The sequence below is a fragment of the Pseudomonas wayambapalatensis genome, assembly GCF_049942315.1.
Taxonomy (GTDB): domain Bacteria; phylum Pseudomonadota; class Gammaproteobacteria; order Pseudomonadales; family Pseudomonadaceae; genus Aquipseudomonas; species Aquipseudomonas wayambapalatensis.
Map to the genome: position 1 here is coordinate 26,476 of NZ_JBNFMU010000180.1, position 17,895 is coordinate 44,370.

The following is a 17,895-nucleotide window of genomic DNA, read 5'->3' on the forward strand; positions in this document are numbered from 1 at the left end:
GTCTATCGCCGTATTCCGGAGGGCTGAAGCGATCAGTCCGGTTCATTGTTACCCCGGATGAGAAACACTTTTGATAGGCAAGGCAAAATATCCGACCTCAGGCGAAGACCGGGGCGCCTTGCCGTCCCCGTGATTGCCCTGGAGTCATCATGAACCTGTTCAAGCTGCGTCGTTCGGCTGCGGTCGTTGTCGAGCCCGTGCAGAGCACGACGCAGGAGGCGGCGCCCTCGCAACTGTCCCGCGAGTGGCTGATGCCCGGCCGCGAGCGCGCACCTCAGGTGTTCGTGCGTGGTCAGGGTTCGTGGTTGTGGGACGACCAAGGGCATGCGTACCTGGACTTCACCCAGGGCTGCGCGGTCAACAGCCTCGGGCACAGCCCGGAAGTGCTGGCCAGGGCCCTCGGCAGCCAGGCCCAGGCCCTGATCAATCCGGGCGCGGGCTTTCACAGCTCGGCGCTGCTGGCGTTGGCCGGGCGCTTGTGCCAAAGCACCGGCAGCGACCAGGCGTACCTGCTCAACAGTGGCGCCGAGGCTTGCGAGGGCGCAATCAAGCTTGCGCGCAAATGGGGCCAGCTGCATCGCGGCGGCGCCTATCACATCATCACGGCCAGCCAGGCCTGCCATGGCCGCAGCCTTGGCGCGCTGTCGGCGTCCGACCCGCTGCCGTGCAACCGCTGCGAACCGGGATTGCCCGGTTTCAGCAAGGTGCCGTTCAACGACCTGGCCGCCCTGCATGCCGAGGTCGACTCGCGCACCGTGGCGATCATGCTCGAGCCGATCCAGGGCGAGGCCGGCGTGATTCCGGCAACACGTGAATACCTGCAGGGTGTCGAAAAGCTTTGCCGCGAGCTGGGCATCCTGTTGATTCTCGACGAAGTGCAGACCGGTATCGGCCGTTGTGGCGCGCTGCTGGCCGAACAGACCTACGGCGTGCGCGCCGACATCCTCACCTTGGGCAAGGGCCTGGGCGGTGGGGTGCCGCTGGCGGCCCTGTTGGCCCGCGGTACGGCCTGCTGCGCCGCGCCGGGCGAGCTCGAGGGCAGCCACCACGGCAACGCCCTGATGAGCGCGGCGGGCCTGGCTGTGCTGGATACCGTGCTGGCGCCGGGTTTTCTCGAGCAGGTGCAGGACAGCGGCCGACACCTGCGCGAGGGTCTCAGCCGTCTGGCGGGGCGCTACGGGCAGGGCGAGGTGCGGGGCCTGGGGCTGTTATGGGCGTTGCAGCTGCGTGAAGCGCTGGCTCAGGAACTGGTCGAGGCAGCACTGCAAGAAGGCCTGCTGCTCAATGCCGCGCAAGCGGATGTGGTGCGCTTCTCGCCAGCGCTGACCGTGAGCCGGGGCAATATCGACGAGATGCTGCTGCGGCTGTCCCGCGCCTTCGCCCGTGTGCATTCCCGCCAACAGGTTCGCCGCGAAGCGACGGCCTGACCACCGAATTTCAAAGAACCGTCTCGCGTTCCTGCGCATCGCCCTTGGCCAGCTGTATTTGGCCCGGGGCGTTTTTTTTGAGCGTGATATCAGTGTGGAACCTCTGACGAAGCGCACTAGTCTGTGTTGAGAACCCTCCAGGAGAGCATCACATGGACTTCATTCGTATCATCATCGCTATTCTTCTGCCGCCTTTGGGCGTGTTCCTGCAGGTTGGCTTCGGCGGCGCGTTCTGGTTGAACATCCTGCTGACTCTGCTGGGCTACATTCCAGGGATCGTGCATGCGGTGTACATCATCGCCAAACGCTAGGCCATGGTGGGGCCGTGCGCGGCCCCCTCAGCGCTCCAGCACCTGGCAATAGAATCGCCATTCCTCCTCCAGCGCATGGGCAAGGTTCTGTGCCTTGCGAAAACCATGACGCTCTTCGGCATAGAAATGCCCCACGGCCTTGATGCCATTGGCTTTCAGTGCTTCCAGCATGCTGCGGGTCTGTTCCGGCACTACCACGGCATCCAGTTCGCCCTGGAAGAAGATCACCGGCGCCTTGATCCGCTCAGCATGCAGTAGCGGCGTGCGCTGCCGGTAGCGCTCGGCATCTTGCTGCGGGTCGCCGATCAGCCACTCCAGGTAATCGCCTTCGAACTTGTGAGTCGCCTTGCCCAACGCGATGGGGTCGCTGACGCCATAAAGGCTGGCGCCCGCGCGGAATACGTCGTGGAAGGCCAAGGCGCATAGCGTGGTGTAGCCGCCGGCACTGCCGCCGCGAATGAACGCCTTGTCCGGGTCGATCAAACCTTGCCCGGCGAGAAATGCAACGGCGGCGCAGGCGTCCTGCACGTCGATCTCGCCCCAGCGCAGGTGCAATGCCTGGCGATAGGCACGGCCATAGCCGCTGCTGCCCCGGTAGTTGAGGTCGGCGACGGCGAAACCGCGCTGGGTCCAGTACTGGATGCGTGCGTCGAGCACCGGGTAGCAGGCCGAGGTCGGGCCTCCGTGGATGAACACCACCAGTGGGGGTTTGTGCTGGCTGTCCATGGCTGGGTAGAAGAAACCATGGGCCAGGGCCTCGCCACTGGGGTAGCTGATGGGTAGCGGGCAACTGATGCGCGTGTCCGGCAGCACCTGGCTGCCTCCCGCCAGGACCCGGCTGCGCTGGCCGTCGCGTTCGATGGCGAGGATTGCAGGCGGGCGTGTGGGGGAAGCTGCGATGGCGTAGAGGTATTGCGCGTCCATCGCCAGGCTGCGAAACCGTGTGTAGTCCTTGGCGAAGGCCTGCATACGGTTGTCTTCGCCGTGTATCGCCAAGGTCCCGAAGCCGTTTTCGAAGCGGGTGGCGAGGTAGCGCTGCGGCCCCAAGGGTAGCCAGGTGCAGGCGCCCAGCTGCCAGGGCGCGGCAGCGTGGTCGGCGGCCTCGGCGGGCAGTGCCTGCCAACGACCGCCGACCTCGCCCCAGGGTTGCCAGAAACCGTTGCGATCGGACAGGCAGTACAGCCTGCCGTCAGCGTCGAAGCGTGGTTGCTGCAGCGACTCGTCCTGGCCGGCCACACATTGTGCCGCCCCCCAGAGCCCATCGCCTTGTCGTTCGCGGAGCATCAGGCGGGTGACCGTCCAGGGCTGTGCCGGGCGATCCCACTCGATCCATGCCAGGCGTTGGCCATCGGCGCTCAAGGTGGGCGAGGCGTAGAAGTCGGCGCCCTCGGCCAGCACCTGGCGCGTTCCGGCGGCCAGCGCCACCAGCCGATGCTCGACGCGCTCGGCATGATGCTCTTCGACCGCCAGTACCTGGCCCTCATGCCACTGCAGGTCGCCATAGCGACAGTCAGGTGCTGCGGTCAGCCCCTGTGGCTGCGAGCCGTCCAGCGCCTGGCGATAGACCTGCTGGTCTTTCTCGTTGACGAAGAGTACGGCATCCGGGCTCAAGCAAAAGCTGCCGCCGCCGTATTCATAGACTCGGCTGCGCGCGCTGAAACCATCCGGTGTCAGGCAATGGGCCTGCTGCTGGCGCCAGTGCCAGATACGGCAGGCGCCATCGGCGGGGCGGAATTCGTTCCAGAACAGCCCCTGGTCGCCGACCTTGAGTTCAGCGAAGTCGGTGCCAGCCGCCACTGCCTGGGTGGCGCTGAACTCAGCCGCGGGCGATGACACGGGAGTTGCGCTCGTTGCGGAAGGTCATCTGTTCGATGTTCATCTGGGCGGTCTGCGCCTCCTCGCGGGCCTTGAGAATGATGCCGTGATCCGGCGACTTGGCGCACACCGGGTCGGCCTTGCTGGCATCGCCGGTGAGCATGAAGGCCTGGCAGCGGCAGCCGCCGAAATCCTTTTCCTTCTCGTCGCACGAACGGCAGGGTTCGGGCATCCAGTCATAACCGCGAAAGCGATTGAAGCCGAACGAGTCGTACCAGATATGCCGCAGGTCATGGTCGCGCACGTTGGGAAACTGCACCGGCAACTGGCGCGCGCCATGACAGGGCAGGGCGGTGCCGTCGGGGGTGATGGTCAGGAACAGGCTGCCCCAGCCGTTCATGCAGGCCTTGGGGCGTTCTTCGTAGTAGTCGGGCGTGACGAAGATCAGCTTGCACGGGTTGCCGTCGGCTTTCAGACGATCGCGGTACTGGTTGGTGATGCGCTCGGCACGCTCGAGCTGCTCGCGGGTCGGCAGCAAGCCCAGGCGATTGAGGTGCGCCCAGCCATAGAACTGGCAGGTGGCAAGTTCGACGAAGTCGGCTTCGAGAGCGATGCACAGCTCGATGATGCGGTCGATCCGGTCGATGTTGTGCCGGTGGGTGACGAAGTTCAGCACCATCGGATAACCGTGGGCCTTCACTGCGCGCGCCATTTCCAGCTTCTGTGCGAAGGCTTTCTTCGAACCGGCCAGCAGGTTGTTCACCTGCTCGTCGCTGGCCTGGAAGCTGATCTGGATATGGTCCAGGCCGGCCTGCTTGAAGGCCGCGATCTTCTGCTCGGTGAGGCCGATGCCGGAGGTGATCAGGTTGGTGTAGTAACCCAGGCGCCGGGCCTCGCCGATCAGTTCGGCGAGGTCCTGGCGCACCAGCGGCTCGCCGCCGGAAAAGCCGATCTGCGCCGCGCCCATTTCACGGGCCTGGGCCATCACCCTGAACCACTGCTCGGTACTCAGCTCCTTGCCCTGGGCGGCGAAGTCCAGCGGGTTGGAGCAGTACGGGCACTGCAGTGGGCAGCGGTAGGTCAGCTCGGCGAGCAGCCACAACGGCAGGCCGACCGGCACCTCAGGCGAGGGTGATCCAGTGTTCGGCACGGGCCACCTCCATGAACTGCTCGATATCCTCGGCCACTTCCGGGATACCGGGGAATTGCTGTTCGAGCTCGGCGATGATCGCCGCGACATCGCGTTGGCCGTCGACCAGTCCACCGATCAGGCCGGCACTGTCGTTGAGCTTGATCATGCCTTCGGGGTACAGCAGCACGTGACCCTTCTGCGCGGGTTCGTACTGGAAGCGGTAGCCGGTGCGCCAGTTCGGCACCAGTGTGCGGTCGAGACTCATAGTGCGATCCCCTTGTGCCAGACCCGTTCGCTTGTGACGCTGTGATAGGGCGGGCGGTTCAGTTCATAGGCCATGCTCATGGCATCGAGCATGCTCCAGAGGATATCCAGCTTGAACTGCAGGATTTCCAGCATACGCTCCTGCCCTTCGCGCGTGGTGTAGTGCTGCAGGGTGATCGCCAGGCCGTGCTCTACATCGCGTCGGGCCTGGCCCAGGCGGGTTCGGAAGTACTCGTAGCCGGCCGGGTCGATCCAGGGGTAGTGCTGCGGCCAGCTGTCCAGGCGCGACTGGTGGATCTGCGGGGCGAACAGCTCGGTCAGCGAGCTGCTGGCCGCTTCTTGCCAGGAGGCGCGGCGGGCGAAGTTGACATAGGCGTCGACGGCGAAGCGCACGCCGGGCAGCACCAGTTCCTGCGAGCGCAGTTGGTCCGGGTCCAGGCCCACCGCCTGGCCGAGGCGCAGCCAGGCCTCGATGCCGCCGTCCTCGCCCGGGGCGCCGTCGTGGTCGAGCAGGCGCTGGATCCACTCGCGGCGTACTTCGCGGTCCGGGCAATTGGCCAGGATCGCGGCATCCTTCATGGGGATGTTCACTTGGTAGTAGAAGCGGTTGGCCACCCAGCCCTGGATCTGCTCGCGGGTCGCGCGGCCCTGGTACATCGCCACATGGTAGGGGTGATGGATGTGGTAGTAGGCGCCCTTGGCGCGCAGGGCCTGCTCGAACTCGGCAGGGGACATCGGCAGTGCGTCGCTCATCAGGCCTCCTTACAACTCGATGCTCATGCCATCGTAGGCGACTTCCACGCCACGGCGCTGGACTTCGGCGCGCTCCGGGGAGTCTTCGTCGAGGATTGGGTTGGTGTTGTTGATGTGGATAAGCACCTTGCGCTGGCGTGGGAAGGCGTCGAGCACCTCCAGCATGCCACCGGGGCCGTTCTGGGCCAGGTGACCCATCTCGCGGCCGGTGCGGGTGCCGACGCCGCGGCGCTGCATTTCATCGTCTTCCCACAGGGTGCCGTCGACCAGCAGGCAGTCGGCGCCATGCATCATCTGCAGCAGCTTGTCGTCGACCTGACCCAGCCCCGGTGCGTAGAACAGCTTGCCGCCAGTACGCAGGTCCTCGACCAGCAGGCCAAGGTTGTCGCCCGGGTGCGGGTCGAAACGGTGCGGCGAGTAGGGTGGCGCTGCGCTGCGCAGGGGGAATGGGGTGAATCGCAGGTTCGGGCAGGCGGGGATGACGAAGCTGCCTTGCAGCTCGATGCGGTTCCACTGCAGGCCACCGTTCCAGTGACTGAGCATGGTGAACAGCGGGAAGCCGGTGCTCAGGTCCTGGTGGACCATGTCGGTGCACCAGACCTGGTGCGGGCAGCCTTCGCGCAGGCTGAGCAGGCCGGTGGTGTGGTCTATCTGGCTGTCGAGCAGGACGATCGCGTCGATGCCGGTGTCGCGCAGGGCGCGTGCCGGCTGCATCGGCGCAAAGGCCTGGAGCTGGGCGCGGATATCGGGCGAGGCATTGCACAGGATCCAGTGCTCACCGTCGTCGGACAGGGCAATGGACGACTGGGTGCGTGCCGTCGCGCGCAGGCTGCCATCGCGAAAGCCCTTGCAGTTGACGCAGTTGCAGTTCCACTGCGGGAAACCGCCACCGGCGGCGGAACCGAGAATCTGGATGAACATGGCTACTCTCTTGCCGCGGGTCCATGAAACGAAAACGCCCCGGCGGGCCGAGGCGTTGCACTGCAGCGCTGCTTAGCGGCTGGCGAAGTACATGGTGACTTCGAAGCCGATGCGCAGGTCGGTGTAAGCGGGTTTGGTCCAGGTGGTCATGGTCGAACTCCTTCCGGATGGTGTGGGTGGATGTCAGCTATCTACTTTGGTGCCGCCTGAGTCAGGAGGTTCCATTGGCTGAGATTGCGCTATCTTACAAGAAAAATTTGTACCGAAAGGTTAATTCTTCGAAAAGCGCCCTTGCAGTACAGGTAACAATCCTCGCCTCGCACAGGGGGTATTTACTCGAAGCGCGCATCCGGCGCAGCGCTGGTGGCCAGGCACAGCCAGCCGTGGTCGGCGTCCAGAAGGCGTTTCAGCAAATGGTCCAGTATTGGCTGGTCTGTCCTGAGAATAGACCTGCGCAGCCGGGCAAGGTCTGTCGGCTCTGTAGCCAGATATGTCTGCCAGGCCCATTCGGCGACTTCGCCATTGGCCATCGCCGGCTCCTCGAACTGCGCGGCCAGGGCCTGCCGGGCCGTGGGATCGAACGTGACGCCGTCGGCCAGCAGGCTCAGCAGGTGCTCGAGAATCTGGCCGGGCGTGGTCTGTGGCGATTGCACGCCGAACAGCAGGCCGCCCTGGCCTTCTATCAGACGAAAGGCGCTGAACACGGCATAGCCCAGTTGCAGTTCGACCCGCAGGCGTTGGTAGACCGGGCCTTGCAGCGCCTGCGCCAGTACCCGACCTGCGCCTTCATCGTGGGTAGGAAGCGGGCAGAACAGCAGCAATGCATGCTCACTGCCGCCCGTGGAGTGCTGCACCCAGCGCCGGTTCGGTAACAACAGAGAGGCCGGCGGGGGCGTTCCCTGCACCCCCGGTGCACCTGCCAGCACCGCGCCGAGTGCTGCTTGCGCCGCGCCATCGAAGCCGATGGCGAGCCCGTGTCGAGGGGCGCTGGCCCAGATCTGCTCAAGCACCGCCAGATCCAGCAAGCAGGCTGGTTGTGGCTGTACGGCTGCCGGGCGCAGGTGATCGGGCAGCACCTTGAGCAGTGCCCTGATCGGGATGTGCGGCGGTTCGGCGGGCGCAGGTGTGCGCAGCAAGTGTGGTGGAGGATGGCGCAGGTGTTCCAGGGCCAGCTCGAGGGTGCGGATCACCGCGCCTGGCATGCCCGCACAGCGCAGTTGCCAGTGCTCGCCAACGAGGGTGAAGTCCAGCTGCAGCGAGGCGCGGCGGGCGCGTTCGAGCAGTGGTTGCAACGCCTGTGACAGCACCGCATGAAAGCGCTCGCGCAGCGGCGAGGCGATCTGCCAGCGTAGATAGAGCGTTGCGAAGCCTCGCTCGATCGGCAGGATCTCGCTGACGGTCAGGTCCTCCGGCAGCGCCGCGCCGCCAACAGGGAGGTCGGCCATCAGCAGAGGCTCCTCGCGCGGTTGCTGCCATTGGCCCTGATCGCCGTTCGGCAGATCATCGAGTAATGCCTGGAAGGCTTCCAGCGCCCGGGCATCCAGTGCTTCGAACGGGCGCCCGGCACTGTCCCGGCGGGCGAGCTCGAGTGCGCTGGCTGCTTGCTTGCGGCTGTGTTGCAGGCGCTCGAATTCGCTGTTGAGCGCTGCCGTGTCCGAGCGGCGCAACGCGCCGAGCCAGCCGTGCAGCAGTGCGCGGACCTCGGCTGGCGGGGCGTCAGGTTGCAGTTGCAGGCGAATGTGCCAGAGCAATTGACCGGCAAAGGCGTACAGCGAGTCGCTGTGAACCTCCTGTAGCCAGCCGCGTTGACGCAGGGCATCGAGCCAGCCACCCGGGCGGCTGTCGCTCAGGCAGGCCTGCAGCAGGTCGAGGGCCTGCTCGGCGCCTGGAGGAAGGTGCTCATGGGCGAACAGCAGGTCAAGACAGCCAGTGGAGGCTTCAGGCTCGATCAAGGGGGTATCGAGCAGAGGGACGGGAGGCGTTTGCGCCTGCATTGCGCCCATGCTGAACAGGCCACCGAATTGTCGGCCCAGGGCTTCGAGCTGCATCAGCGATTGCGGGCCGCAAAGGCTCAGATGGATCTGCCCACCGCGATAGAAGCGGGCATGGAAGTCGCCCAGCGCGCGCTGGAAAGCAGGGTCCTGCAGCGCCAGGCTGTACCGGTTGCCTGCGTGGAACCCGCTCAGGGGATGGTGTGGCGATACGCATTGCAGCAGCCTGAACTGGCGCTGCGCCTCGGTATTGCGTGACCAGGCGATGAACTCGGCATGGATCACTTCACGCTCGCGGTGCTGGCGTGCAAGGCTCAGGTCCGGCTCGGCGAGCATCTGGCACAGGCGCTCCAGCGCAGATCCCAGGGCCGCCGGAGGCACTTCGAAGAAGAAGTCGGTAGTGCGTTCGCGGGTACTGGCATTGACCTGGCCGCCGAACGCCTGGACATGGCGCATCAGGCCATCTTCCAGCGGGAAGCGCGCGGTGCCGAGGAACACCAGGTGCTCAAGGAAATGCGCAATGCCCGGCCACCTTGGCGGGGCGTCATGGCTGCCGGCATGTACCCTCAAGGCTGCGGCGGCGCGCTTGAGGCGCGGGGCGTGGCGCAGGGTCAGGCGCAGGCCGTTGGGCAGGGTGAGTGTGTTGATAGCGTCGGTCATGGAGGGATGCTAGCGCATTTGCGCTGGCCCGGCCGGTGCCATCTGCCACGGTGCCCATTTCGCCAGTGAAGCCGCTCCTTGCCCGTCGGCGTCAATCCTGTGCGCGGTGAAGATCCCGCCGCAGGTCGGCAAGATACGGAAACGCCTCGCGCCCCTTCACCACCCGCTCACGCTCAATGTCGGCCAGCAACTGGCATTCCTCGCGTCCGGCCATGGCCAGCAGGCTGCCGTCCGGGCCGATGATGCTGCTCTGCCCGCAATACTGGATTTCACCTTCAGACCCGCAGTAGTTGGCGTATACCAGATAGCACTGGTTCTCCTGCGCCCGCGAGCGCACGGTCACCTGGCAGACGAAGTCGTAGGGCGTCATGTTCGCGGTCGGCACCAGGATCAGCTCGGCGCCTTCGAGTGCCAGGCGCCGGGCGTTCTCGGGGAACTCGATGTCGTAGCAGATCAGCAGCCCCAGCTTCCAGCCATCGAGCTCGACCACCGGAAAATGGTTGGCACCGGGGCTGAACATCGAGCGGTCCAGCTCGCCGTACAGGTGGGTCTTGCGGTAGTTGCACAGGCTGCGGCCGTGGGCGTCGATCAGTTGCACGCTGTTGTGAATCGAGCCGTCCTCGGCCCGCTCCGGGTAGCCATAGACGATGGCGATGCGCTGCGCCTGGGCAATCTCCACCACCGCCATGGCCGACGGTCCGTCTTCGGGTTCGGCCAGGCGCTGCACCGCGTCGGCGCCGATGTTGTAGCCGCTGAGGTACATCTCCGGGCACACCAGCAGTTGCGCGCCACGCGCTGCGGCCAGTTGCGCCTGCTGCTGCAGGCGTTCGAGATTGCCGGGCACGTCCAGTGGCCTGGGCGTGCCCTGGAACAGGGCGATGCGCATGGGCGCCTCCTCGTGTCAGTCAGGCAGGGCGATCGGGCCGATCTCGTGGAACACGTCGCCCGGCCCGGGGTTGTCCGCGTGGGTCTTGCCGCCGAAGTGGTTCATGATACCCCACACCGCATTCAGCGACGTCTGCACCGCGCCTTCGACCCAGGCCGGGGTCCAGGACACGTCATCGCCAGCAATGAAGATGCCGCGCTGCTCGGGGGGCAGGTCCTGTTGCATGAAGTGCGCGTACATGCGCTGGTTGTAGCGGTAGTGACCTGGCAGCGCGCCTTTGAAGGCGCCAAGGAAGTAGGGGTCGGCTTCCCAGGAGATGGTGATCGGGTCGCCGATGATGTGCCCGGCGATGTCGGTTTTCGGGTAGATCTTCTTCAGCGCATCCAGGGCCAGCTGCACGCGTTTCTCGGTCGGGTGCGGCAGCATCTTCAGCGCATCGCTCATCCATGCGTACGACAGGCAGATCACTCCCGGCTTGTCGTCACCGTTGTCGAACAGGTAGGTGCCGCGGGTCAGGCGATCGGTGAGGGTCATGCTCAGCAGGTCGCGGCCGGTCTGCGGGTCCTTGTCCTTCCAGAACGGGCGGTCGACCATGACGAAGGTCTTCGAGGACTGCATGTAGCGGGTGCGGTCCAGGGCCATCCACATCTTCTGCGAGAACAGCGACTCTTCGCAGTCGATCTGGGTGGTCAGCAGCCAGCTCTGGCAGGTGGTGAGCACGGCGGCGTAGTGGCGGGTGTCGCCATAGTTGTCGGTAACCGCCAGACGGCCATCGCTGGCGCGGGCGATGCGCTTGACCCCCGCCCGCGGCGCGCCGCCATGCAGCGAGCTGAGGCTGGTGCCGGCCTGCCAATGCGCAGTGCTGTCCGGCACATGCCGCCAGATGCCCTGCGGCACTTGCTCCACGCCTCCGACCACCAGGTGCTGGTGATCGTCGCAGTTGGTCATGACCACACGGAAGATTTCCAGCATCGAGTTGGGGAAGTCCGAATCCCAGCCGCCGGTGCCGAAACCGACCTGGCCGAACACTTCCCGGTGTTGGAAGCTCAGCTTGGCGAAGGCTTTGGAGGTGGCGACGAAATCGTAGAAGGTGCGGTCGTCCCACAGCGGCACCAGGGTGTCCCACAGAGCTTTCAGGCGCGGCACGTCGCGCTCGCGGATGGCCTGCTGGATCTCGCCGAAGCGTGCGCCGTCTTCCAGCGCGTCGGCCCAGGCTTCGGCCACCTCATGGAACAGCGCCGGCAGGTCGGCGGCCTTCTCGGCGTAGTAGGTCTGGCCTTCGAGGTCGATCACCGTGCTGCCCGAGGCCGGGGTCAGCGGGTTGGGAAAGGGTTTCGTTTCCAGGCCGAGCTTGTCGACATAGTGGTAGAAGGCGGTGGACGACACCGGGAAGCGCATGCCGCCCAGTTCGGCGACGATACCGTCGGTGCCGTTGAAGGCCTGCGAGCGCAGGCGCCCGCCGAGCTTCGAGGCCTCGTAGACGACGGGCTTGAGGCCCAGCTTCATCAGTTCGTAGGCCGCCACCAGCCCGGCGATACCGGCACCGACGATCGCCACTTCTTCGCCATGCCGTTCAGGGGGGATGCTGCCAAGGCCTGCGGGATGCTCCAGCCAGTCGTCGAAGGCGAAGGGAAAATCAGGACCGAAGATGGTGACCGGCGGTTTGCCCTCGACGGGGTGGCGGTTTTTCTTGTTCATCTGATGACCTTGCCAGAGCGGCTGCGCTGAGGGCGGAGCCTGAGTATAGGAAATGCCTGGTGGTCATTTTATGAAGCGGGGCGCTCGTAATTAAGAGCAATAGTGGCGTCGATCTGCAGGGGATTATGTCGATATGACGATAAGAGTTTGCATTGTGGCGATACCTCTATCCAGGCTGCCCGCGATCCACCTTGCTGCTCAGGATGATCGAGGTGGTGGTCTTTTCCACGCCTTCCAGGCTGCCGATCTGGTCGAGCAATTGGTCGAGTTGTTCCGGAGAGTCGCTGAGCAGCCAGGCGACGTAGTCGAACTCGCCACTCACCGCACACAGTTGCTGTACCTGCCCCATTGCCGACAGGCGGCGCACCACCTCGCGTCCCGAGCGTGGCTGCACCGTGATGCCGACATAGGCCTGCAGACCACCCCCGGCCAGGCGCTGGCCCAGGCGGACGCCGTAGCCGGTGATCACCTTGTGTTTCTCCAGGCGCGTCAGCCGCGAGGTGACGGTGGTGCGGGCGATGCCCAGATGGCGTGCGAGAGTGGCGACGCTTTCGCGGGCGTTGATCTGCAGCAGGGCGATGAGCTGGCGATCGATTTCGTCGAGGGCGATGGCGCGGGAGTCCGGCATGACAAATCTCTGCAATGGGTGCGCTAGCCTAGCCAGACCTGGGCTCGGGCGGCAAGGTGAGCCGTTCGCACGATGATGGCAAAATGATTTAATCGATTTCACTTCTGTCTCAAAGCGGGCGCGTATTATGATGCGCCACTTGGTATTTGATAATCATTCGCGCTATGGAATTGGCGCCAGAAATCCTCTCTGCCTAGCGGTAGGTGCCACGTGTCCAGCCTGTTCAAGTTCGACGTCGATGCGGCGTTCTGTGTTTCCTTGCGCGATCGGCAAGACAGCCGCGAGCGTTTCATGCGAGAAGTGGGCAGCAGGATTGGCAATCCGCTGGTCTTCCACCTGAGGGACAAGGACGTCAACCCGATCCGGGCCCACTACGAGTCCCATCGCGCCTTGGCGCTGATGGCCCTGGAGCAGGGCTGGCAACGCATCCTGATTTTCGAGGACGATGCCAAGGCCTACGACTGGTGCGCCGCGTCGATCAACTGGATCAACCGCTTCATCGCCACCCGCCCGTTCGAGAGCCTGCACCTGGGCTACACCATGGGCCGCACCTGGCTGACCTGGTTTCCGTTCATCGCCCGTGGCCGGGTCAGTGCGCCGCATGCCTACATTCTTTCCCAGGAAGGCTGTCGAGTGCTGGTGGCCGCGCCCTACGACGGCAGGACACTGGACAGCCTGTTCAAGCGACGGATCAAGCAGCACTGCGCCTACCCGATGCTGTTCCGCCGCATCAGCACCGCCGCCTCCCAGGATGCGCGTGTCGCCCGGCATGAGGATGCGCAGTGGCAGCAGAACTGGGCGCGTCACCTGCGTTCGCCGCTGAAGTATTTCTGGAAAACCTTGTTACGCTGGAGCTTTTGATAGCGCAGGGGGAAACCGGCATTGACCTTCGAACATCTGCTCGAGTGCTGGCGACTGGAAGTTTCCAATAAGAAGAAGCCGGGACGGTGGATCAGTTTGCTGAGTAATGTCCTGCGTCGGTCGCGCAGGGATAACAAGCTGCGCTTCCTGTTTTGCTACCGTCTGGCGCAGTACCTGGATGGCAAGGGAGGGCTGGCGCGCCGCTATGCCCGGGGCCTGCAGCAGCGACTCAACCTGAAGTATGCCGTGGACATCGACATCGGCGCGCAGATTGCGCCGGGGTTGCGCATCGCCCATCTGCCAGGCGTTGTCATTACCCGGCATGTACGGATCGGGCGCAATTTCTTCATTCGCCAGAACTGCACCATAGGCATCAAGACCTTGGGGCTGGAGCACTACGCGTTGGAGATCGGCGATAACGTCAGCCTGGGCGCCAACAGCTGCATCATCGCCGACCGCCTGCGCATCGGCGACAACGTGGTGATTGGTGCGATGTCACTGGTCACCCGCGACATTCCCGCCGACACGACGTTCTACAACCCGCGGCAGGCGACGCTGCTGCAGCGCTGAGCGTTGCCGGGACGCTCAGCCGACCGACGCTGCAGGCGACCGATCGCTGCGACTGCCCGACAAAAGCACCATGGCCGCCGCCAGCAGCAGCACACAGGCATAGGCATTGGTGGTCACGACCAGCCCGACATGCTGGGTGGCGATGCCGGCGGCCACTGCCGGCAGGCTGAAGGCCAGGTAACTCAGCACATAGAACCCGGCCATCAGCCCGCCGCGTTCGTGAGCATGGGCCAGCGGTACGACCGAGCGCAGGGCGCCGAGAAACCCGCCACCAAAGCCCAGGCCGGCGACCGCGGTGCCGAGGAAGAACAGCCAGGCCAGGCCGCCGTCCACGCCGATCAGGGTCAGCAGCAAGCCGCTGACCAGTGCCAGGCTGCCGCGGCGCAGGATCACCTGGGCCTCGCTGTTGCGCAGGGCGAAGATGCCCAGCGCGCCGCAGCTGGTCAGCAGGAAAACCAGGGTGCCGCCGACCAGCGGTGCCTGCAGCCCCGTGACCTGGCGCGCCAGGGTCGGCCCCAGCGACAGGTAGAAGCCGCCCAGTGCCCAGAGGCTCGCATTCAGCGGAGCGATCCGCCAGAAGGCGCGCCGGGCCTGCGGTGGAATTCGTACCCGTGGTCGCAGCGAGGCCCAGGCGCCGGGCTGACGGCTGATGCTTTCCGGCAGGCGCGGCAGCAATACCGCGAACAGTGCAAAGACGCCCAACAGGACCAGGAAGACCCGGTGCAGCGGCTCGCCGGAAAACTGCATCAACGCACTACTGCCCAAGGCGCCAAGGGCCAGGCCCAGCATCGGCGTCACGCTATTGAGCAGCGGCCCGCGCTCACGGTCGAAGTCCAGCAACGCCGCGCCGAGCACACTGGTGGCAAGCCCTGTGGCGCAGCCCTGCAGCAGGCGCGCGACGATCAGCGCCTCGACCGATTCTGCCCGCAGGAATACCGCCATGGCCAATACCTCCAGCGCCAAGGCCGCCGCGATCACCGGGCGCCGGCCGATGTGATCGGACAGCGAGCCGCAGACCAGCAGCGTCAGCAGCAAACCGCCCGCGTAGATGCTGAACACCACGCTCAGCAAGGCCGGCGAGAAGCCCCAGGTTTCGCGGTAGAGGGCATAGAGTGGTGTCGGCGCGCTGGCCGCAGCCGAGAAGGCGATCAGAATCGCCCCCAGCAACCACAGGGACGCGGCGCGAGACAGACCGTTGCGGCGTTCGCGCGTGCTTTTGGGTAAGGTATCGCTCATGGTTGCTCTCGCAAAGGCTAAGAGTTAGCTTTTGCAGACGATGAACCTGTTTCGAGATAAAAGCAAATTCTTTGCGTTAAGGTGCGTATGGCGATCAATCAGGGCGTGCGTCCAGGCGGGCGTAGTGCGAGGGTCCAGGCTTCGGTCCACAGTGCGGTCAACCAGTTGCTGGAGGAGCGCGAGCGTGGCGAACTGACCGTGCCGCTGATCGCTGCCCGCGCGGGTGTGACGCCTTCGACCATCTACCGGCGCTGGGGCGACCTCAACGAACTGCTGGGAGACGTTGCGCTGCAGCGCATCCGTCCGGACAGCGGCCCGGCCGACACCGGCAGCCTGCCCGGAGACCTGCTCGCCTGGGGCATCCAGTACATGGAAGAGACATCATCGGTGCCCGGCCGCGCCGCGGTGCTCGACCTGCTGGCAGCTGGTGGCGGCTGCTCCGGGCGCTGCCTGGAAATTGCCACGGCGCAGTTTGGTGCGATTCTCGAACGCGCAGTGGCACGCGGTGAGCCGGTTCCGAGCAATGATCGCGTGGTCGATAGACTGATGGCACCGCTGGTGTACCGGATTCTGTTTTCCGGTGAGCCGCTGGAGGCGGCGTATGTGGAGGCGTTGGTGGAGGTGACGCTGGAGGGGATTGGCGGCTGAGGGTTGTTTGCCTGACGTGGCCGTCCCACCAAACGCAAAAAAGCCGCGCTGATGCGCGGCTTTGTCGTATCTGGTGGGCCCACACTGCGCCTGTTTCTCGCTGCCGAAGATCCAGCCGGTCATGTTCTTCTTTTCCAGCACGAAAATGCCGTAAGGCGAGAGGGCTGTGATCCATTTTCTTCCTTGAGCCGAGCTGCTTGACGAGCGCCCGTGGCAGGGCGAGCAGATGTGCCGAAAACCTGATGTCTGGCACAGATCTGGATAATGGCTAATTGCTTTCAATGGCTCGAGGGGATCGCGACCATAGTCCTATGGCGCGATGACGCACCAGGGGCTGATGAGATCGGCTCAGGTGCTCAGCGTGCTATCTGGTAACGGGTGCTACGTCCACCACCGGGTAGCCGTTCGATGCAACCTTTCCCTAGCAGGTCGCTCAGATGACGGGTCGCGGTGGCTTTGGAGACTTTGGCCACGGCTTGGTATTGCCCCGCGCTGATACCGTTCTCGAAACCCCTTTCGCCACCATCGAGCAGGCGGTTCAGAACTTTGATCTGCTCTGCCGATAGCGTTTGGCTGCGGTGTGCCTGCCAAAAGCGCGCCTTGACCAGTACACGGTCGATGCGAGCGAGAGCCTGCTCCAGGCTGTTGAGTAAGGTTGCGAGAAACCACTGCAACCAACTGGTGATATCTAGCCCACCTTTCTGACTGACTTCGAGGATGCGGTAGTAACCGGCGCGGTCGTCGAGGATGCTCGCGGACATCGCGTAAAATCGAATGGCTTGCTGTTCGCCTTGGGCCAGCGCCAGATCGGTGATGGCGCGGGTGAGGCGACCATTGCCGTCGTCGAAAGGGTGTAGGGTCACGAACCAGAAATGGGCGATGCCAGCGCGCAGAAAGGGGTCAAGGCTGGCATCGCTTCGGCTGCTCTCGAACCAGCCGAGAAAGTCCGCCAATTGCGCTTCCAGCCCTGCGCGGGGAGGGGCCTCGAAATGTACCGTAGGGCGGTCTATGCGACCGGAAACGACCTGCATCGGCTCTTCGCCGCGCAGTGTGCCGATGTGTAGCGGTCGAGCCAGTAGTTGGTCATCGGTGGGGAATAGCCAACGGTGCCAGGTGAAGAGTCGCTGTTCGTCTAGCGGTTGTTGATGCAGGCAGGTGGCATCGAGCAGCAGTTCCGCCAGGCCTTCGGAACGTGAGGTGGTGCGACCCTCTTCGCTCAGCCCCAAGCGCCGGGCCAGTGATGAACGCACCGAACCGACATTCAGTTGCTCACCCTCGATGGCTGAGGAGGTGACGATGTTCTGCAGCATGGCATCCAGGCTGCTCTGCACTTCGGTGTCACTGCCCACCGCACCGAGCATTCCCAACAGACGCCCCTGAGCCTGGCTGCAGGCTCGCAACAGCGGGGCGAGCGCTTCGGCTTGCCAACTGAAGTGCGGCCAGTCGGGCTGCTGCCAGATCCAGAGCGGGTCATTCATAAGGGTTGTTCATCTGTGAGCCGATTAACGAGCCTATTCGGCTCATGCAGTGAGCCGATAATGCCGCTTATTCGGCTCACTGTCTAATTCTCAAGCCGGGCTTGCTAGGTTGATGAGCGCGTCTGATCAGGGTTGTTGCGCGCACGCTTGTTCAGCGTTTCAGAAACATCGTTGAAAGAGGTCATTTGTGGCTCTTGGGCTACAAAATGGCACAGTCCAAGCTGTCTTGTAGCTCAAGGGCTACAAGCTTCCAGGCATAGCTCTGCATCTGCGTCGGTTTCCGGTTGTAGGTTCGGTTACCGATGGCTGTTTCAAACGATCCTTGGCGCCGCTCTCATCGTCGCCTCGTTCTTCGTGGCGCCTGGCACACAGCCAGCGCTCCTCGTGGGAGGGCTCGCAAACGTGGCAGGTGGCGTCATCCAGATGCTGAGTCCACAAGCCAAAGGGCTAGCCATGAGCGGAGCGCCTGAGAACCTGCCGTCCTACGCTTTCGGCTCCGCCAAGAACACTACAGCCAGCGGCAACCCAGTACCGATCTGCATCGGCAAGCGCCGCTGGGGCGGGGCGATCATTTCGGCATCGATCTACGCCGAGGACAAGGCTTAAAGTGATCCAG

General features: G+C 64.5%; 17 protein-coding genes and 2 pseudogenes. 6 read left to right on the forward strand and 13 right to left on the reverse strand.

Annotation, left to right across the window (positions count from 1 at the left end; all coding sequences use genetic code 11):
* The first annotated feature begins 149 nt into the window (after positions 1-149).
* Together ACPZMI_RS13030 and ACPZMI_RS13035 are read left to right on the forward strand one after the other, a co-directional pair.
* Positions 150-1,427: an aspartate aminotransferase family protein gene (locus ACPZMI_RS13030; RefSeq protein ID WP_426352372.1), complete on the forward strand. Its 1,278-nt coding sequence runs from the start codon at positions 150-152 to the stop codon at positions 1,425-1,427.
* A 152-nt stretch (positions 1,428-1,579) separates the two neighbouring features.
* Complete coding sequence (locus tag ACPZMI_RS13035) at positions 1,580-1,738, forward strand: YqaE/Pmp3 family membrane protein (protein WP_003177654.1); 159 nt, start codon at positions 1,580-1,582, stop codon at positions 1,736-1,738.
* A 27-nt stretch (positions 1,739-1,765) separates the two neighbouring features.
* Here ACPZMI_RS13035 and ACPZMI_RS13040 read toward each other — a convergent pair whose 3' ends face one another.
* From ACPZMI_RS13040 to ACPZMI_RS13085, 10 genes are all read right to left on the reverse strand, one after another.
* Positions 1,766-3,574 (reverse strand): S9 family peptidase, encoded by a 1,809-nt coding sequence (locus tag ACPZMI_RS13040; protein WP_426352373.1) that lies wholly within the window; start codon positions 3,572-3,574, stop codon positions 1,766-1,768.
* Positions 3,555-4,703, reverse strand: coding sequence for a pyrroloquinoline quinone biosynthesis protein PqqE (gene pqqE, locus ACPZMI_RS13045; RefSeq protein WP_426352374.1), 1,149 nt, complete (start codon positions 4,701-4,703; stop codon positions 3,555-3,557). The genes ACPZMI_RS13040 and pqqE overlap by 20 nt, the downstream gene beginning before the upstream one ends.
* Positions 4,675-4,950 carry a pyrroloquinoline quinone biosynthesis peptide chaperone PqqD gene (gene pqqD / locus ACPZMI_RS13050; protein ID WP_054892198.1) on the reverse strand — a complete coding sequence of 92 codons (276 nt, stop codon included), beginning with the start codon at positions 4,948-4,950 and terminating at the stop codon, positions 4,675-4,677. The genes pqqE and pqqD overlap by 29 nt, the downstream gene beginning before the upstream one ends.
* The gene (gene pqqC, locus ACPZMI_RS13055; protein ID WP_186667524.1) at positions 4,947-5,702 is read right to left on the reverse strand and encodes a pyrroloquinoline-quinone synthase PqqC; all 756 of its coding nucleotides are present in this window, start codon (positions 5,700-5,702) and stop codon (positions 4,947-4,949) included. Before pqqC ends, pqqD begins: the two co-directional genes overlap by 4 nt.
* A 9-nt stretch (positions 5,703-5,711) precedes the next feature.
* Complete coding sequence (pqqB, locus tag ACPZMI_RS13060; RefSeq protein WP_186667525.1) at positions 5,712-6,623, reverse strand: pyrroloquinoline quinone biosynthesis protein PqqB; 912 nt, start codon at positions 6,621-6,623, stop codon at positions 5,712-5,714.
* Positions 6,624-6,695: 72 nt separating this feature from the next.
* Positions 6,696-6,773, reverse strand: a complete 78-nt coding sequence (gene pqqA, locus ACPZMI_RS13065; RefSeq protein ID WP_081255326.1) for a pyrroloquinoline quinone precursor peptide PqqA — start codon at positions 6,771-6,773, stop codon at positions 6,696-6,698.
* Between the two features lie 182 nt (positions 6,774-6,955).
* Entirely contained in the window at positions 6,956-9,274 is a 2,319-nt protein-coding gene (gene pqqF, locus ACPZMI_RS13070; RefSeq protein ID WP_426352375.1) for a pyrroloquinoline quinone biosynthesis protein PqqF, read from the reverse strand.
* 91 nt (positions 9,275-9,365) lie between these two features.
* The gene (locus ACPZMI_RS13075; protein ID WP_426352376.1) at positions 9,366-10,160 is read right to left on the reverse strand and encodes a carbon-nitrogen hydrolase family protein; all 795 of its coding nucleotides are present in this window, start codon (positions 10,158-10,160) and stop codon (positions 9,366-9,368) included.
* 15 nt (positions 10,161-10,175) lie between these two features.
* A complete protein-coding gene (locus tag ACPZMI_RS13080; protein ID WP_426352377.1) occupies positions 10,176-11,858 on the reverse strand; it encodes a flavin monoamine oxidase family protein in 1,683 nt (560 codons plus the stop codon).
* 166 nt (positions 11,859-12,024) lie between these two features.
* Positions 12,025-12,486: an Lrp/AsnC family transcriptional regulator gene (locus ACPZMI_RS13085; RefSeq protein ID WP_186667529.1), complete on the reverse strand. Its 462-nt coding sequence runs from the start codon at positions 12,484-12,486 to the stop codon at positions 12,025-12,027.
* A 210-nt stretch (positions 12,487-12,696) separates the two neighbouring features.
* Between ACPZMI_RS13085 and ACPZMI_RS13090 the strand changes: the two genes are divergently transcribed.
* Both ACPZMI_RS13090 and ACPZMI_RS13095 read left to right on the forward strand, forming a co-directional pair.
* Entirely contained in the window at positions 12,697-13,347 is a 651-nt protein-coding gene (locus ACPZMI_RS13090) for a glycosyltransferase family 25 protein (protein ID WP_288375750.1), read from the forward strand.
* Positions 13,348-13,368: 21 nt separating this feature from the next.
* A complete protein-coding gene (locus tag ACPZMI_RS13095) occupies positions 13,369-13,917 on the forward strand; it encodes a serine acetyltransferase (protein WP_426352378.1) in 549 nt (182 codons plus the stop codon).
* A gap of 15 nt (positions 13,918-13,932) precedes the next feature.
* Here ACPZMI_RS13095 and ACPZMI_RS13100 read toward each other — a convergent pair whose 3' ends face one another.
* On the reverse strand, positions 13,933-15,153 hold the full coding sequence (locus ACPZMI_RS13100) for an MFS transporter (protein ID WP_186720125.1): 1,221 nt from the start codon (positions 15,151-15,153) through the stop codon (positions 13,933-13,935).
* Between the two features lie 87 nt (positions 15,154-15,240).
* Between ACPZMI_RS13100 and ACPZMI_RS13105 the strand changes: the two genes are divergently transcribed.
* A complete protein-coding gene (locus ACPZMI_RS13105) occupies positions 15,241-15,801 on the forward strand; it encodes a TetR/AcrR family transcriptional regulator (protein ID WP_186667532.1) in 561 nt (186 codons plus the stop codon).
* Positions 15,802-15,885: 84 nt separating this feature from the next.
* Here ACPZMI_RS13105 and ACPZMI_RS13110 read toward each other — a convergent pair.
* Both ACPZMI_RS13110 and ACPZMI_RS13115 read right to left on the reverse strand, forming a co-directional pair.
* A pseudogene (locus ACPZMI_RS13110) lies at positions 15,886-15,963 on the reverse strand (nuclease-related domain-containing protein); the annotation flags it as partial.
* A 194-nt stretch (positions 15,964-16,157) separates the two neighbouring features.
* A complete protein-coding gene (locus tag ACPZMI_RS13115) occupies positions 16,158-17,279 on the reverse strand; it encodes a Fic family protein (protein WP_426352379.1) in 1,122 nt (373 codons plus the stop codon).
* A gap of 306 nt (positions 17,280-17,585) precedes the next feature.
* Between ACPZMI_RS13115 and ACPZMI_RS13120 the strand changes: the two are divergent.
* Positions 17,586-17,885 (forward strand): annotated as a pseudogene (locus ACPZMI_RS13120) (tail assembly protein); the annotation flags it as partial.
* Between the last annotated feature and the right edge of the window lie 10 nt (positions 17,886-17,895).

Excerpts from the sequence above, each read along its gene's own strand:
- ACPZMI_RS13100 (WP_186720125.1), bottom strand. The coding sequence starts at position 15,153 with ATGAGCGATACCTTACCCAAAAGCACGCGCGAACGCCGCAACGGTCTG.
- pqqF (WP_426352375.1), bottom strand. The coding sequence starts at position 9,274 with ATGACCGACGCTATCAACACACTCACCCTGCCCAACGGCCTGCGCCTG.
- ACPZMI_RS13030 (WP_426352372.1), top strand. The coding sequence starts at position 150 with ATGAACCTGTTCAAGCTGCGTCGTTCGGCTGCGGTCGTTGTCGAGCCC.
- pqqC (WP_186667524.1), bottom strand. The coding sequence starts at position 5,702 with ATGAGCGACGCACTGCCGATGTCCCCTGCCGAGTTCGAGCAGGCCCTG.
- ACPZMI_RS13035 (WP_003177654.1), top strand. The coding sequence starts at position 1,580 with ATGGACTTCATTCGTATCATCATCGCTATTCTTCTGCCGCCTTTGGGC.
- pqqA (WP_081255326.1), bottom strand. The coding sequence starts at position 6,773 with ATGACCACCTGGACCAAACCCGCTTACACCGACCTGCGCATCGGCTTC.
- ACPZMI_RS13080 (WP_426352377.1), bottom strand. The coding sequence starts at position 11,858 with ATGAACAAGAAAAACCGCCACCCCGTCGAGGGCAAACCGCCGGTCACC.
- pqqB (WP_186667525.1), bottom strand. The coding sequence starts at position 6,623 with ATGTTCATCCAGATTCTCGGTTCCGCCGCCGGTGGCGGTTTCCCGCAG.
- ACPZMI_RS13075 (WP_426352376.1), bottom strand. The coding sequence starts at position 10,160 with ATGCGCATCGCCCTGTTCCAGGGCACGCCCAGGCCACTGGACGTGCCC.
- pqqD (WP_054892198.1), bottom strand. The coding sequence starts at position 4,950 with ATGAGTCTCGACCGCACACTGGTGCCGAACTGGCGCACCGGCTACCGC.
- ACPZMI_RS13085 (WP_186667529.1), bottom strand. The coding sequence starts at position 12,486 with ATGCCGGACTCCCGCGCCATCGCCCTCGACGAAATCGATCGCCAGCTC.
- ACPZMI_RS13105 (WP_186667532.1), top strand. The coding sequence starts at position 15,241 with ATGGCGATCAATCAGGGCGTGCGTCCAGGCGGGCGTAGTGCGAGGGTC.
- ACPZMI_RS13115 (WP_426352379.1), bottom strand. The coding sequence starts at position 17,279 with ATGAATGACCCGCTCTGGATCTGGCAGCAGCCCGACTGGCCGCACTTC.